The sequence below is a fragment of the Leuconostoc garlicum genome (genome assembly GCF_001998805.1).
Lineage (GTDB): Bacteria > Bacillota > Bacilli > Lactobacillales > Lactobacillaceae > Leuconostoc > Leuconostoc lactis.
Genome location: NZ_CP016329.1, coordinates 857,448 through 872,500 on the forward strand (window position 1 = coordinate 857,448; position 15,053 = coordinate 872,500).

17 protein-coding genes and 1 rRNA gene (1 of these 18 only partly in view) are annotated in these 15,053 nt (G+C 43.3%); 10 read left to right on the forward strand and 8 right to left on the reverse strand.

Annotation, left to right across the window (positions count from 1 at the left end; translation table 11 throughout):
- Positions 1-22: 22 nt before the first annotated feature.
- From A9176_RS04430 to A9176_RS04445, 4 genes are all read right to left on the reverse strand, one after another.
- Entirely contained in the window at positions 23-961 is a 939-nt protein-coding gene (locus A9176_RS04430; RefSeq protein WP_077282233.1) for a biotin--[acetyl-CoA-carboxylase] ligase, read from the reverse strand.
- Between the two features lie 9 nt (positions 962-970).
- Positions 971-1,354, reverse strand: a complete 384-nt coding sequence (locus tag A9176_RS08890) for a hypothetical protein (RefSeq protein WP_374971561.1) — start codon at positions 1,352-1,354, stop codon at positions 971-973.
- On the reverse strand, positions 1,266-1,811 hold the full coding sequence (locus A9176_RS04440) for a biotin transporter BioY (protein ID WP_068851856.1): 546 nt from the start codon (positions 1,809-1,811) through the stop codon (positions 1,266-1,268). The genes A9176_RS08890 and A9176_RS04440 overlap by 89 nt, the downstream gene beginning before the upstream one ends.
- A 104-nt stretch (positions 1,812-1,915) precedes the next feature.
- Complete coding sequence (locus A9176_RS04445; protein ID WP_077282237.1) at positions 1,916-2,542, reverse strand: TrkA C-terminal domain-containing protein; 627 nt, start codon at positions 2,540-2,542, stop codon at positions 1,916-1,918.
- A 182-nt stretch (positions 2,543-2,724) separates the two neighbouring features.
- Here A9176_RS04445 and A9176_RS04450 point away from each other — a divergent pair, with 182 nt between their 5' ends.
- Together A9176_RS04450 and A9176_RS04455 are read left to right on the forward strand one after the other, a co-directional pair.
- Positions 2,725-3,921, forward strand: coding sequence for a quaternary amine ABC transporter ATP-binding protein (locus tag A9176_RS04450; RefSeq protein ID WP_010004878.1), 1,197 nt, complete (start codon positions 2,725-2,727; stop codon positions 3,919-3,921).
- Positions 3,914-5,620: an ABC transporter permease/substrate binding protein gene (locus tag A9176_RS04455; protein ID WP_077282239.1), complete on the forward strand. Its 1,707-nt coding sequence runs from the start codon at positions 3,914-3,916 to the stop codon at positions 5,618-5,620. Before A9176_RS04450 ends, A9176_RS04455 begins: the two co-directional genes overlap by 8 nt.
- 59 nt (positions 5,621-5,679) lie before the next feature.
- Here A9176_RS04455 and A9176_RS04460 read toward each other — a convergent pair whose 3' ends face one another.
- The 3 genes from A9176_RS04460 to A9176_RS04470 all read right to left on the reverse strand — a co-directional run bounded on the left by A9176_RS04460 (position 5,680) and on the right by A9176_RS04470 (position 8,559).
- Positions 5,680-6,501 carry an IS3 family transposase gene (locus A9176_RS04460; RefSeq protein ID WP_157093711.1) on the reverse strand — a complete coding sequence of 274 codons (822 nt, stop codon included), beginning with the start codon at positions 6,499-6,501 and terminating at the stop codon, positions 5,680-5,682.
- A 29-nt stretch (positions 6,502-6,530) separates the two neighbouring features.
- Entirely contained in the window at positions 6,531-7,037 is a 507-nt protein-coding gene (locus A9176_RS04465) for a transposase (RefSeq protein WP_077281831.1), read from the reverse strand.
- Positions 7,038-7,107: 70 nt separating this feature from the next.
- Positions 7,108-8,559: a peptide MFS transporter gene (locus A9176_RS04470; protein WP_077282241.1), complete on the reverse strand. Its 1,452-nt coding sequence runs from the start codon at positions 8,557-8,559 to the stop codon at positions 7,108-7,110.
- 286 nt (positions 8,560-8,845) lie between these two features.
- Here A9176_RS04470 and A9176_RS04475 point away from each other — a divergent pair, with 286 nt between their 5' ends.
- Together A9176_RS04475 and A9176_RS04480 are read left to right on the forward strand one after the other, a co-directional pair.
- Complete coding sequence (locus A9176_RS04475) at positions 8,846-9,196, forward strand: hypothetical protein (RefSeq protein WP_029510513.1); 351 nt, start codon at positions 8,846-8,848, stop codon at positions 9,194-9,196.
- 48 nt (positions 9,197-9,244) lie between these two features.
- Complete coding sequence (locus A9176_RS04480) at positions 9,245-10,324, forward strand: metaphase chromosome protein 1 (protein ID WP_077282243.1); 1,080 nt, start codon at positions 9,245-9,247, stop codon at positions 10,322-10,324.
- Positions 10,325-10,370: 46 nt separating this feature from the next.
- Here A9176_RS04480 and A9176_RS04485 read toward each other — a convergent pair whose 3' ends face one another.
- A complete protein-coding gene (locus A9176_RS04485) occupies positions 10,371-10,694 on the reverse strand; it encodes a hypothetical protein (protein ID WP_077282245.1) in 324 nt (107 codons plus the stop codon).
- A 255-nt stretch (positions 10,695-10,949) separates the two neighbouring features.
- Between A9176_RS04485 and gmk the strand changes: the two genes are divergently transcribed.
- The 6 genes from gmk to A9176_RS04515 all read left to right on the forward strand — a co-directional run.
- Positions 10,950-11,546: a guanylate kinase gene (gene gmk, locus A9176_RS04490; RefSeq protein ID WP_010001069.1), complete on the forward strand. Its 597-nt coding sequence runs from the start codon at positions 10,950-10,952 to the stop codon at positions 11,544-11,546.
- Positions 11,547-11,557: 11 nt separating this feature from the next.
- Positions 11,558-11,770, forward strand: coding sequence for a DNA-directed RNA polymerase subunit omega (rpoZ, locus tag A9176_RS04495; protein ID WP_010005818.1), 213 nt, complete (start codon positions 11,558-11,560; stop codon positions 11,768-11,770).
- A gap of 98 nt (positions 11,771-11,868) precedes the next feature.
- The gene (locus tag A9176_RS04500) at positions 11,869-12,378 is read left to right on the forward strand and encodes a peptidylprolyl isomerase (RefSeq protein ID WP_010005817.1); all 510 of its coding nucleotides are present in this window, start codon (positions 11,869-11,871) and stop codon (positions 12,376-12,378) included.
- Between the two features lie 42 nt (positions 12,379-12,420).
- On the forward strand, positions 12,421-12,798 hold the full coding sequence (locus A9176_RS04505) for a CvfD/Ygs/GSP13 family RNA-binding post-transcriptional regulator (RefSeq protein ID WP_010001065.1): 378 nt from the start codon (positions 12,421-12,423) through the stop codon (positions 12,796-12,798).
- 10 nt (positions 12,799-12,808) lie between these two features.
- The gene (locus tag A9176_RS04510) at positions 12,809-13,177 is read left to right on the forward strand and encodes a hypothetical protein (RefSeq protein ID WP_029510509.1); all 369 of its coding nucleotides are present in this window, start codon (positions 12,809-12,811) and stop codon (positions 13,175-13,177) included.
- 460 nt (positions 13,178-13,637) lie between these two features.
- Positions 13,638-15,053, forward strand: a 16S ribosomal RNA gene (locus A9176_RS04515); it runs 134 nt beyond the window's last position.

The window sequence follows — 15,053 nt, forward strand, 5'->3', positions numbered from 1 at the left end:
AGGTCTTGATGACCTGTCCTTTTTATAGTTGATCACCACTGGTTATCGTCGTGATACCAGTTGGTGTTTGCAGTTGTAGATAACCGTCATCAGTCACTTGTAACAGTTGTCCGGTAAGGCTTTGATCTGATTGGGTGATTGTCACTGTTTCACCCAAGCCAATCAAATGCCGCCGATAAGCTGGTAAATACATGCCAGATTGGTATTGTTCGTACATTTGGAAAAAGTCTTGAATGATTTGTGCGGCAACTACGTTGCGTGACAAGGTCAATTCTGGTGTAATGGCACCCATTGGTTGTGGTTGTGTGGTATGCGGTGGGGTGAGATTTAGCCCAATGCCAACAACCAAGCCCGAAAAAGTTTGGCTTTCTAAGGTCATGATGCCCTCAGTGAGAATGCCGCCGACTTTTTGCTGATTCAAATATAAATTATTCAGCCATTGATATTGCAGGTCAACCCCAAAGAGGGTCCGAATACTTTTCGCCACAGCAACGGCAGTACTAATCGTTAATAAATGGGGTTTGACAGTATCTTGAAAAGTCAGGGGTAAGGCAATACTTAAATAAAGCCCCGATTGGCTAGGCGAAAAGAATGACCGACCTAAATGACCGACCCCGTGTGTTTGAATGTTTGAAATGACTACTAGCGGCGCGTTGAGCGTCTCGTCTATTAAGGCCAACTTAGCATAACGATTAGTAGAGTCTAATGAATCAAAAACGCGAATCGCCATTGGCACGCCCAAGAGGTGCTGGATTTCGGTACTGGTCATTTTTTCATTGGGGATATAACGGTAACCTAAACCACGCTGACTTTCAATCATAAAGCCGGCTTCAGTCAATTTATTGATGGCTTTCCAGACGGCAGCACGAGAAATGTGAAGCTCACTGGCAATGGTTTCACCGGATACCCATTCGTCGGCATGGTTGACGAAAATATGGAATAATTTTTCTACAGTTGTCATACGTTTATTTTAGCAAAAATAAATCTGTTGATGTAGATGGCATTGTGGATTAAAGGCATGTTGACACCGAGGACAGGCTGTTTGTGTGAGATAGGCGTTGCCTGTCATCTCTAACCCACATGACCCACAAAGGGCCCCTAAGGCAGTTTTAGCAACGGGTACAAATTCATGCGTTGTTAGCGTATTGTGGCATAAATAGCAGGCGTAGTAAGCCCGGCACTGCTGGCATTTATTGGCAATAATATCGACCTCAGTATGCCAATGGGTGCAGCGCCCAGCGGCATCAGTTCCGATACCTAAGATATTAAACATGGGTAAGTTGGGGAAAGCGGCGCCGTAACGCCAGTGTGACCACTGTGGCAATGACAGCCTTTGCACAGTCACCTGGTACATATGTGAGTTGTAGTAACAAGGCCTGTGGGAGCGGCATATGAGTCACAATGTGTAACCCAATTGCGCCGCTGACATCAACCAGCACCACACCAAAAATTAAAATGACGAGTAATAATGTCACAAAATTGGTTTTTTTCAAACGATCAAGGGCTTGCACGCTCAGCCCAATCAGTGCAGCTGCAATGGGATAAGCCCAAATATAACCGGCTGTTGCGCCGAAAAAATGTGGGAAACCACCAGCCCCGCCAACCAAGACAGGTAATCCGATGGCGGCCATGAAGAGCCAGACAATAATCGCGAGTGCGCCGTTACGCCAACCAAGGAGGGCGCCAGCCAGCATAATGCCGAGATTTTGCACGACAATGGGTACCAAACCAACGGGGATGGCGGGCAGGTAAGCCATGACAATCAGTAAGGCAATCATCATGACGGTGAGGGTGAGCTTTTGTGTTTTCATGTGTTTTCCTTTGTAAACCTATTTAATTGTTTAAGTTTACAATTAAGGTGGTTAGTTGTCAAGATAATTAAAAAAACGACAGGGCGACTGTCGTTTTTTGCGTGTTATTTTTGATAAAAGAAATTGTAGACCGTCTCAACGACTGCTTCGTTACCAACAAAATACAAGGTATCACCCCGTTCAATCACAGCATATGGTCCTGGTGAGACGATGAGTTCATCATGATGTAGGATGGCCACCAACGTGGCACCTGTGCTTTGCCAGAGGTTAAGACTGCCGACTGATAAGCCAAGTTTAGGACTATCATCATGCAACTCAAGTTCATAGGGTGTCAACGGACTATGACGATGGCGTTGGACGCGTTGCGTTTGGTCAAATAGGCGCGATAGGGTTTGTTCTAATGTATGAATGTCTTGTTTTTGTTGTGCGATCAGATCATTAATTTGGCCATGCAAGTCTTGGATATCAAACGTTGTTTCCGACTGCTTCAAAAAGGCCTTGGCGCGTTCACGGGATAAGACCTCAACCCCACTGCCATGAATTGGCTTCACAATCTGCAAATCGGCAAGCACACTGACAGCTTTGCGTGCTGTTTCTGACGAGACACCGAAGGCCACGGACAGTGTTGAACGCGCATGTAACTTGCTACCGACGGGGTAATCGTTGTCAGCAATTTTCTGTGCAATTTGATAGGCGATTTTACGATAACGTGGTTCTCTAATTGTTCGCATATGGTTCTCCAAAAGTTACCTCATTTGACAAAAGTGACAACTTGTGACAGAATAGAAGACATCACTTTGAGAGGCAATCTAGTTTTTATAATAAGTTGTCACTTTGCAGTATAAGTTAAATCGCAAACAGAGTCAATGGGAGATGGGTAGAAACGCTCATTTAAAACGAAGTGGAGGATTTCATGACGAATAAAGTCGAGATAAAGCACCTAACCAAAATATTTGGGAAACGCCCAAAAGCGGCGTTGAAGATGGTGAAGCAAAATAAGAGTAAGAACGAGATTGTCGAAAAGACAGGAAGTACGGTTGGTGTGTATGACATCAACATGACCATTGAAGAAGGCGAAATCTTCGTGATTATGGGCCTTTCAGGTTCTGGAAAGTCAACCTTGATTCGTTTGCTCAATCGATTGATTGAACCAACGGATGGACAGCTCTTTATTGATGGACAAGAAATTACGAAGTTTAATAAGAAACAAATGCTGGATATTCGACGTAAAAAGATGAGCATGGTGTTCCAAAATTTTGGGCTATTTCCCCATCGGACGTTGCTTGAAAATACGGAATACGGGCTAGAAGTACAGGGCGTTGACAAGGCCGAACGGCGTCAACGGGCAGAGAAAGCTTTAGATAACGCGAAGTTACTGAGTTTTAAGGACCAATACCCAGCGCAACTATCTGGTGGGATGCAACAGCGTGTTGGTTTAGCCCGTGCGTTGACCAATGATCCTGATATTTTATTAATGGATGAAGCGTTTTCGGCCTTAGATCCGTTGGTTCGTGGTGAAATGCAAGAAGAACTATTGGAGTTGCAGGCTAATGTCCGTAAGACCATTATCTTTATTACCCACGATTTGAATGAGGCCTTACACATTGGTGACCATATTGCCATTATGAAAGATGGTCAGTTGCAACAAGTCGGCACGGGTGAAGAAATTTTGACCAATCCAGCCAATGATTATGTGCGAACATTTATCGGTGGTGTTGATCGGACAAAGGTGTTGACGGCGGAAAGTATTATGATTCCAGCCTTAACGACGAACTTGACTGTCGATGGCCCAACGGTGGCGTTGCGTAAAATGTCGGATGAAGAAGTTTCTGGTCTGGTTGCCGTCAACCGTAACCGTGAACTTCTTGGTTATTTGTCATCTGATGCGGCCGTGACTGCGCGCCGTGATAAAACACCACTAACTGAGGTGGTGTCTGACATGCCAACGGTTTCATTAGATACGTTAATTGTGGATATTATGCCAATCATTTACGATGCCCAAACCCCTGTTGCGGTTGTTGACGACAGCAATCGGGTCAAAGGTGTCATCATTCGTGGTGGTGTTTTGGAAGCGTTAGCTGATACACAAGGAGAGGACGAACATGCTTAATATACCTAAATTACCCTTAGAAGACTGGGTGACGGCGGGCGTTAACTGGTTAACCGATCACCTATCTGGCTTATTTAATGTCATGCAACACGTCGGGCAAGCTGTCATGGATGGTTTGACCAACGGCTTGACTGCGATTCCAATGCCGTTAATGATTGCTGGTATCACGTTAATTGCCATTTTAACCACACCTAAAAAAATTGGCTTCCCAGCGTTTACCTTTTTTGGGTTAGCCATCGTGGCCAACCAAAATCTGTGGGAAGACTTGATGAGTACGTTGACATTGGTTATCATGGCTTCGGTTATTTCGTTAGTCATCGGTATTCCATTGGGAATCCTAACTGCTAAATCACCAAAAACAGCAGCCATTGTGAAGCCGATTTTGGACTTTATGCAAACGATGCCTGGTTTCGTTTATCTGATTCCGGCAGTGGCATTCTTTGGGATTGGCGTTGTGCCAGGGGTGTTTGCCTCAATTATCTTTGCTTTACCACCAATGGTGCGGATGACGGATCTTGGTATTCGCCAAGTCCCTGTATCATTAGTTGAAGCAGCTGATTCGTTTGGTTCAACGACTTGGCAAAAGTTAATCAAGTTAGAATTGCCGAGTGCGCGTAACACGATCTTAGCTGGTGCGAACCAAACGATTATGTTGGCCTTGTCAATGGTTGTGACGGCCTCAATGATTGGGGCACCTGGCTTAGGACGTGGTGTCTTGTCAGCTGTGCAACATGCGGATATTGGTTTAGGTTTCGTCAATGGTCTTGGGTTAGTGATTCTGGCGATCATTATTGATCGCTTTACGCAAAAGTTAACGACACAACCTGGCCAAAAGGCTGAAACCAAACCTTGGAAGCGCTGGACGATTCTAGCCACAGTGCTTGTTATGATTGCTGGTGGTGCCATTAATGTGATGACAACCCAGAAAGCAACAGGCCAACGCGTGAACCTTGGTTATGTGGAATGGGATTCGGAAGTCGCGTCAACTAACGTGTTAGCGGAATCTTTGCGTCAACACGGTTATCATGTGACCATGACACCACTTGATAGTGCTGTTTTGTGGCAATCTGTTGCGAAGGGGCAAATTGATGCTTCTGTCAGTGCTTGGTTGCCATATACCAATAAAGTGCTATATAACAAATTTAAAAATGATGTCGACATGCTGGGGCCTAATTTACGCGGTGCCAAAACGGGATTAGTTGTGCCTGATTATATGGCGGCTAATTCAATTGCTGATTTATCTAATCAGGCGGATAAAACCATTACGGGAATTGAACCTGGCGCCGGTGAAATGGCTAGTGCGCAAAAAACATTGGACAGTTATGATAACTTGAAGGGGTGGCAGTTGCAAGGCTCATCATCTGGTGCGATGGCCATTGCGCTTGATAAGGCCTACAAAGCTAAAAAGGATATTGTTGTGACAGGTTGGTCACCACATTGGATGTTTAGTAAGTATCATTTGAAGTATTTGGCTGATCCAAAGGAAACAATGGGTAAGGGTGAAAATATTCAAACCTTTACACGTAAAGGCCTGAAACAAGATAACCCAAAACTTGGGAAAGTCTTGGATAAATTCCATTGGACGAAAGACGATATGGAAAGTGTCATGTTAGCCATTCAGAACGGTAAATCACCGAAGGCTGCGGCTGCTGACTGGCTCAAGTCACACAAAAAACTCGCTGACAGCTGGTATGACTAGTCAAAAAAAACTACGACATGTGGTGTACCCAAAAAGTTAAAGTAAAATAGTTTAGTTCATTAAGCGGCCAGTTGTCGGTATTCTACCGGTGAGTGGCCGTTTAATTTTGTTTGTATGCGTGTGTTGTTGTAATACAGTATCCACTTTTTAACGGCCTCTATCAACGCTTTAGCTGATGAATACTTGTTTAGTGGCCCGATTTCAACTTTAAGCTTATTGAAGAAGCTTTCCATCACCGCATTGTCTAGAGCAGTCGCACGACGCGACATGCTTTGGATAATGTGGTTTTTCTTTAGTGTTTTACGCCATGTTCTGTGGCGATATTGCCAGCCTTGATCCGTATGAATTGTTGTACGATACGAAAGTTTTGGCAGTTGCGCTACGAGCTGATTAAGCGGTTGTAAGGTAAAGGCGAGATCTGGACGCGTGCTAATGGCATAGGTAAGAATCTCATTGTTATACATATCAAGAATCGGTTCTAAATAGACCTTTTCACCAGTCGCTGAAATCTTAAATTCAGTAACATCGCTAGCTAATTTTTGTAATGGCCGATTAGTCTTGAAACGACGGTGAAGCTTGTTCTTCACACGTTTTCCTTCAGGTCCTTTGGATGAATCATACTGACGTGATTGCTTATTGTAGCCAACACCCTTTAGCCCCATTTCATGCATTAGCCGTTGTACTTTCTTGTGATTTACCGCTTTAAACGCTGGTTGTTGACGTAACTTTAAATACACTCTTCGCACACCGTAGTGATTATCAGCTTCCCAGATTGTCCTAATAGCCGCACGAAGGGGTGCATCAGGGTCATCATTTTTAAACTGTCGTTTCCAGTAATGCACTGTACTTTCTGCGATTGGCAGAACCTTTAGGATAGCCACCAATTTAAATTGCGCCTCGAGCCGGCAAGCTACTTCTGCGAGTTGTCGGTTCGTTGCTGAATCGAGGCTAATAATTTTAACGCTTCATTTTCAATCTTTAGTCGTAGGTTTTCGTCTTCTAGTTGGGCAATGTGTTTTTCAGTTTCTGTGAGCTGTTTTACTTGCTTAGGTTTCTTATTAGCCATTCTAGGTGATCGTCCTTTTTGAATAGATAATAACCCATTTGGCCCTAGTTGTGAATAGATCTTCTTCCACGAAACAATTTGGGCAATGCCTGTATAGCCGAACTTAGCAGCCACTTGACTATGAGAAGCGTTATTTTGAATGGCCCATGATGCCACTTTAATCCTAAATTCAGGTGTGATTGCTGGTGGATTAAATAATATATCTGATCCAAAACTTTTGTATGCGGCAATAAGCATGCGAAAGACACTGTTAGCAATACCATATCGAGCAGTAATGCCACGTATGGAATATTTTCCAGACAGATAATCTTGAATTGCCTGAAGTTTAATTTGTTTTGAAATTTTAGTCATAAATAAAACCCCGAAAGTTGCTTTAACTTTCGGGGTACGCCACATACCGTGAGCGCTTTTTTATGCTTAATTATTCAACACCTTGCATCAAACCTTGAATACGCTTTGATAGGAAGACGAGAGCAATACCAAGTACAACAGAACCTAATCCGAAGTAAGAGAAGTAAGCGACTTCAGATTTGGCGTTATACAACGTCACCAGTTGTGCGTTCAAAGCAGAACCTACCGCTGATGACAAGAACCACATTGACATCATTTGAGAATTGAAGGCTTTTGGTGCCAACTTAGTTGTGACGGATAGGCCGACAGGTGAAATTAACATTTCACCGACGATAACAAGGGCCCATGAACCAACTAACCATAGTGGTGATACTTTACCACTTGTGCCATACAAAGCACCAGGAATGGCCATTAGCAAGAAGCTTAAGCCGGCAAACATCAAACCAACGGCAAACTTTGTTGGTGATGAGGGTTGGTTTTTCTTCCAGGCAGTCCATAGCCAAGCGAAGAATGGTGTGTAAAGCATGATGAACAGTGGGTTCAATGATTGGAACCATGAGACAGGGAACCAAGATGAATCAACACGTTCAGCAGCAAATGTTGCCAACACAACTGAGCCTTGTTCTTCAATCGCCCAGAACAAAACAGCAGCGATGAAAAGTGGGATGTAAGACACAACACGCAAACGTTCAGTTGACGTCACCTTTACTGAAGAAATCATCCAAGCAAAATAGAAAACTGGAATGGCGATCGCAACAATCGTCAAGAGATTGATGTAGGCAGGCAATGAATTCCAACCGACAAGGTTCATCACAACGATGATTGCAATAAAGCCAGCAACAGCTAAGCTTACCTTAACCAGTAATGGCTTAACTTCTTCCGGTGCTAGTGGATCAGTTGGGCGCAAGTAATGCGGATCCAATGTTTTCTTACCACCGAAGTAATAAACCAGCAAACCAATAAACATACCGATTGCTGCCAATGAGAAGGCCACGTGGTAACCTGCATCTTCTTGTGCAGCACCAACGATAAGTGGTGCAATGAACGCACCCAAGTTAATACCAAACACAAAGATTGAGAAACCAGCGTCACGACGACGATCATGTTCGTCATACAATGTCCCAACCAATGTTGAAACGTTTGGCTTCAAGAAACCAGTTCCGATAATAATTAAGATGATTGACCCAAACAATGCGCTTGCGCCAAAAGGCAAAGCGAGCACGATATGTCCAAGCATGATGAGAACACCACCCCAGAATACAGCTGGACGTGCTCCGATGATACGATCGGCTACGAAACCACCGATCGTACCAGAAAGGTAAACCATTGAAGCGTAAATTGCCATGATTGATGCGGCTGTTGCTCGTGTAATGTGTAGATCACCAGTACTGATGAGGAACCACATATAGTAAAGCAAGATGGCGCGCATACCATAGTATGAGAAACGCTCCCACATTTCAGTCATGAACAGTGTTGACAGTCCTAAAGGTTGACCGAAAAATGTCTTTCCTTTGTCTTCCATAAAATCCTCCGATTGATTTTTGATACGTTGTTATTGAATTAACAACGTTACAAACATATTTATTAAAAACACCCTTCTATTTTACGCTAAAATGGTGTAAAATACAAATTATTTACCCAATTTAGTATCAAAATAATATCATATTAGCCGTGCTTAACCGATAGGTTGAGGTGAAGATATCGTAAAATAGGGCGAATTAGTGGTCAGACCGTGGATTTATCTGTACAATAGAGGGTGAACGAATTTAAGTTAAAGGAATGACGTACCCGTTGGGACGTCCAAAAGTATGGCAAAAGAAAAGTTTGACGCAGGGGAATTTATATCCTCACTATTCCACTATGCACATGATTTCAATTATAATCATATTGTTTTTGAGGCTAATCGGTATAAAGTATCGGTTAATTTGACACGTAGATCGGCAACCTATGGGAATGCTGACATGTTTTATGTGTCAGCAGATACGAAGTTGTTTGCACCCGTGATGTCTGCAATTAACGGTGCCATTGAAGTGGCGGAACTCGCTAGCAAGCAACAAGCCGTGGTGGCGACACCGGCGTTAGAACGCCAAGAACAAGTTTTTCAGTTCCGTTTACGTGAATTTGGTCATGGGAAGTATAGTTTGGATCTTAGTATCTAACAATATTTTAGAAGGGGGGGCGTGCGATATCATGCACGCTAATAAAATATGAAGCAAGGTAAGTCAGCACAAATTAAAAATTTGAAGCATCGGCAACAGCAACAGAAATTTATGAATAAGCATAAGTTGCCGGAATTCAACTATAATGAATTCGCTGGATTTTTAAGAGCGCGTTATTATTTAACGCACCGACAAAAGTATAGCCCTGAAACGTTTGAAGTGGCCTCATTCTTCTTAGATGATGTCATTGCGATGATGGTTAACCATAACTTTACCAGCTTCACGAGCAATGAACGGGCGGTCGTTAAGTTAAATGAAGTCATGCAAGCCGCATTGGTCAATAGTGATGATCGCGATTGGCGTTACTTTGTGATGCTTGTGCCAGTGCTTTATGACATGCAACAATTCTTGGTTAAAGAAGGTAGCGTGAATGGACGCTTTGTGGCACAAGCACCGAAGTTTGACATTAACTTCTGGCGCATGATTATGCGCACGGTGATGGCGATTAACTTCTTCAAGTGGCAAGGTAAAGATGTGGCTGAATTGATGAAGACATCTTCTGCAATCGATGATTTGCAATTCAAGTTCTTGCAGGTGGACGATAAGGATGATCACTTTAACCTACCAGTCATTGCTGAGACGTTTAGAGGATTGTCACCAAAGATGAAGCCCTTAAAGGGCGCTGATTCAGTTGTTGCGCTTGAACCTAAGTTGACTGAAGCGCAAATTCAAGCTGAACTCGAATTTGCTGACAAGCGCTTGGCGCAATTCAAGGCGGCTTCTGTAAAAGATGTGGTCAGTGATAACGTGGTTAACATGTTACGTGGGTTCCATGAAGGATTGGCGACTGAATATCAAGCGACACATGACTTATGGCAACCAGCGATGTTTAATGCGTTAGCAACGGATAAGTTGTTTAATTATTGGTCACCGGCTTGGGATAACCTTGATGGCATTGGTGGTGAGGTGAAATCTTATCTCACTTTCTTGAGTCAAAAGCAAGATATTAGTGGCTTAAGTGAATTTGTGACAGGGACTGCTGGTATTGATCGCTACATTGATGTGGCAGCCTTGAATCATCTTCTTGAGCAAATGCCAGAAGATGTTTTGGCAGAACGTGCCTTATAAAAATAAGTAAAAAGGACAATCACTATTGAAATAGCGATTGTCCTTTTTATAATGTAATATGACGAATCGTACCAGGTAAAATGATGGTCATTTGATGGGTTTTGGGGGATTGGATTAAAATTTCCCCATGTTGATTCTGATAAACATAGCCAGTAAAATTCGTCACTTCTTCAGATAGTAGTGACACATTGACTTGAATCGTGACGACTTGATCTGAATTCAGTGCGACTGCCAAGCGATTAATCAAGTCATCAGCTGGGAGCTGGCACTTTAAAGGCACACGTCTTTTCGGCGTGAGTAGCTTTTTAAGGCGATGCATATGATGTTGTAGTTGCGTAGCAACGGGTTGGTGTACAAGATAATTTTGCATAAACCTGCTCCTTGATCATACGATAGTCTTATCATACGAACAAATGTTCAAAAAAGCAACTATTATATTTTGACTTTACTTTTTCTTGAACATTCGTTCGGGTATAAAATGTTGATAAAATGCGGTATTTTGTGGATAACCACCTCATTTGTCCATGGGAACAAACATTCTATTTGGGTGATTCTTTGACGAACCATTGAATAACAAGGGGAAAGCCTGTATAATGTTATCATTAGTACATAAAGAGGATAAATGATGACGCAGCGTGGTTTACTAATTGTGCTTTCGGGCCCTTCCGGTGTTGGTAAGGGAACGGTGCGCAAGGCTATTTTTGAAGAAGAGGGTATTGATTTTCAATATTCAATTTCAGCAACAACGCGTCAACCACGTGTTGGCGAGGTTGATGGCGAAGACTATTTTTTTGTTTCTCGTGAAGAATTTGAGCAAAAAATTGTCAATGGGGATATGCTAGAATATGCCCAATATGTAAATAACTATTACGGGACACCTAAAAGCTTCATTGATGAAACGCTAGCGAGCGGTCGTGATGTCTTTTTGGAAATTGATGTCCAAGGTGCTTTGCAAGTGAAGTCAAAGATGCCTGAAGGTATTTACATTTTCTTAACACCACCAGATCTGACTAATTTACGCGAACGGTTGGTTGGTCGTGGCACTGATTCTCAAGAAGTTATTGAGAAACGTGTTGCTGCCGCCCGTGATGAGTTGAAGCAAATGATCAACTACGACTATGCCGTTGAAAATGATCAAGTGATTCACGCTGTTGACCGAATCAAGGCGATCATTACCGCAGAACGATTGCGTGTTGCGCGCGTTTTTGAAAAGACATTATAAGGAGAATTACCATGTTACTTTATCCATCCGTTGATAAGTTGCTTGAAAAAGTTGACTCACGTTACAAGTTGATTGCACTTGGGGCCAAGCGTGCCCGTGAATTGGATGCTGGCTTGCCTGCAACCCAAGAAAAGTTCAACTCAAATAAGTCAGTTGGTCAAGCACTTGAAGAAATTGAAAACGGTGATGTGATCATCGATCCTGATTTAGAAGATCAAGTTTAATACCGATCACACATCAGATATGAAACGCCCAAGGCACGACTTAGCAGGTGGCCGGTGTTTTTCAATTAAAACCAAGCATAATCGAGAGAGGTTCAATCATGACAGACTATCCACAACAAGATGCAGCGAACTACGCAGGTCCAGTTGCAACGTTTAAGACAAACCAAGGTGACATTAAAGTTAAGTTGTTCGCGGACATTGCGCCAAAGACAGTTGAAAACTTTACAACACACGCTAAGAACGGTTACTACGATAATGGGATTTTCCATCGTGTTATTCGCGACTTTATGATTCAAGGTGGCGACCCTGAAGGTACTGGTATGGGTGGCGAAAGTATTTGGGGCGGTAGCTTTGAAGATGAATTTTCTGACAAGTTGTTGAATGTGCGTGGCGCATTGTCAATGGCAAATGCGGGCCCAAACACAAATGGCTCACAGTTCTTCATTGTACAAGCTGATGAAACACCATGGTTAAACGGCAAGCATACTGTTTTCGGTCAAGTCATCGAAGGTATGGATGTTGTTGATAAGATTGCCGGCGTCGCTGTCGATATGTATGATAAGCCACGTGAAGACGTTAAAATTGAAACGATTGAAATTGCAGACTAAGTGTCTGCTTTTTTTGTTATAATGGTAATGAGGATTTAAATTATGACTTATCATATTGGACAAAAGTTGAAAGGGCGTATTACAGGCATACAACCTTATGGTGCGTTTGTCATGCTAGATGACCATACCCAAGGTTTGATTCATATTTCTGAGTGCCGATCAGGTGTTGTACACGACTTGAATCATGAGCTGCAGATTGGCGAAGAAGTTGTGGTGACTGTTTTAGATATTGAGCAATACACCAATAAAATCAGTCTGTCTTTACGGCAAGACAACTTGACGCCAACCACAACATTACCTAAAAATATCAGCCTACGGAAACACTTTTGGACGAACAATCATCTAAACTATGGGTTTGCACCAATTGCAGCGCATCGCGATGAATGGATCGCTGAAGCTTTGGCACGTATTGATCAGTAAAGGAGAAGTTATGTCACTTATTGCAGCGACTGCGATTGCTTTTGAAAATGATTTACCCTATTTCCTTGTGGAAAAGACAGGAGATGGTTATCAGTTTTTCACAGCTAAAATCCATCGTCACCATCAAGAAACGTCTTTAGGTGTCGTGTTACGTGAATTGAAAAAGTTAGGGTTAGATAATTTTGATCATTGGCGTCTGGGTGAATTGACAAGTGTTCAAGCCGGTGATCAACTCTTGTCACTCTATTCATTTGAAGTCAATGACATGGCAGGTATTACACAGGCATTGGCCAATCAATTGGAATTTGTACCGGCAAACAAGTTACACGGGTTGCTAGAAACCCTACAAACAACGGCGTTTGTTAGCTTTGAAGAATAATTTGAAAACTTTTTTGAAAAAAGTGTTGACTTTTTGTGAGAAGCGCGTATAATTTTAATAGTTGTCTGATACGTAAACAACAACTTCTGAAAATGATTTTTAAAAAGATTTGAAAGAAGTAGTTGACAAGCGAGACGCAACGTAGTAGAATAATAAAGTTGTCTTAGCGGTGCGAAAGCGCAGCGGGGATGATTACAAAAAAACATTTTGAAAAAAGGTGTTGACAAGTAATCAACCACGTGATAAGATAGTATAGTTGTCTCAGCGACAACAAGTAGCACATTGAAAACTGAACAAAACTTTGAACAAACGAATCTGTTACTAGTTATTAGCAGTAATAACTAAAACAAATTTGCGAAGTCAATTCGTAACAAACAATAAACGGATAGTCGTTATAGAGATATAGCAATTAGTCAGTTTAATCGAAGAGTACATCTTCAAACGATGAATTTAATTCATTTAAATTGAGAGTTTGATCCTGGCTCAGGATGAACGCTGGCGGCGTGCCTAATACATGCAAGTCGAACGCGCAGCGAAAGGTGCTTGCACCTTTCAAGCGAGTGGCGAACGGGTGAGTAACACGTGGATAACCTGCCTCAAGGCTGGGGATAACATTTGGAAACAGATGCTAATACCGAATAAAACTTAGTATCGCATGATACAAAGTTGAAAGGCGCTACGGCGTCACCTAGAGATGGGTCCGCGGTGCATTAGTTAGTTGGTGGGGTAAAGGCCTACCAAGACAATGATGCATAGCCGAGTTGAGAGACTGATCGGCCACATTGGGACTGAGACACGGCCCAAACTCCTACGGGAGGCTGCAGTAGGGAATCTTCCACAATGGGCGAAAGCCTGATGGAGCAACGCCGCGTGTGTGATGAAGGCTTTAGGGTCGTAAAGCACTGTTGTATGGGAAGAAATGCTAGAATAGGGAATGATTCTAGTTCGACGGTACCATACCAGAAAGGGACGGCTAAATACGTGCCAGCAGCCGCGGTAATACGTATGTCCCGAGCGTTATCCGGATTTATTGGGCGTAAAGCGAGCGCAGACGGTTGATTAAGTCTGATGTGAAAGCCCGGAGCTCAACTCCGGAATGGCATTGGAAACTGGTTAACTTGAGTGTTGTAGAGGTAAGTGGAACTCCATGTGTAGCGGTGGAATGCGTAGATATATGGAAGAACACCAGTGGCGAAGGCGGCTTACTGGACAACAACTGACGTTGAGGCTCGAAAGTGTGGGTAGCAAACAGGATTAGATACCCTGGTAGTCCACACCGTAAACGATGAATACTAGGTGTTAGGAGGTTTCCGCCTCTTAGTGCCGAAGCTAACGCATTAAGTATTCCGCCTGGGGAGTACGACCGCAAGGTTGAAACTCAAAGGAATTGACGGGGACCCGCACAAGCGGTGGAGCATGTGGTTTAATTCGAAGCAACGCGAAGAACCTTACCAGGTCTTGACATCCTTTGAAGCTTCTAGAGATAGAAGTGTTCTCTTCGGAGACAAAGTGACAGGTGGTGCATGGTCGTCGTCAGCTCGTGTCGTGAGATGTTGGGTTAAGTCCCGCAACGAGCGCAACCCTTATTGTTAGTTGCCAGCATTCAGTTGGGCACTCTAGCGAGACTGCCGGTGACAAACCGGAGGAAGGCGGGGACGACGTCAGATCATCATGCCCCTTATGACCTGGGCTACACACGTGCTACAATGGCGTATACAACGAGTTGCCAACCCGCGAGGGTGAGCTAATCTCTTAAAGTACGTCTCAGTTCGGACTGCAGTCTGCAACTCGACTGCACGAAGTCGGAATCGCTAGTAATCGCGGATCAGCACGCCGCGGTGAATACGTTCCCGGGTCTTGTACACACCGCCCGTCA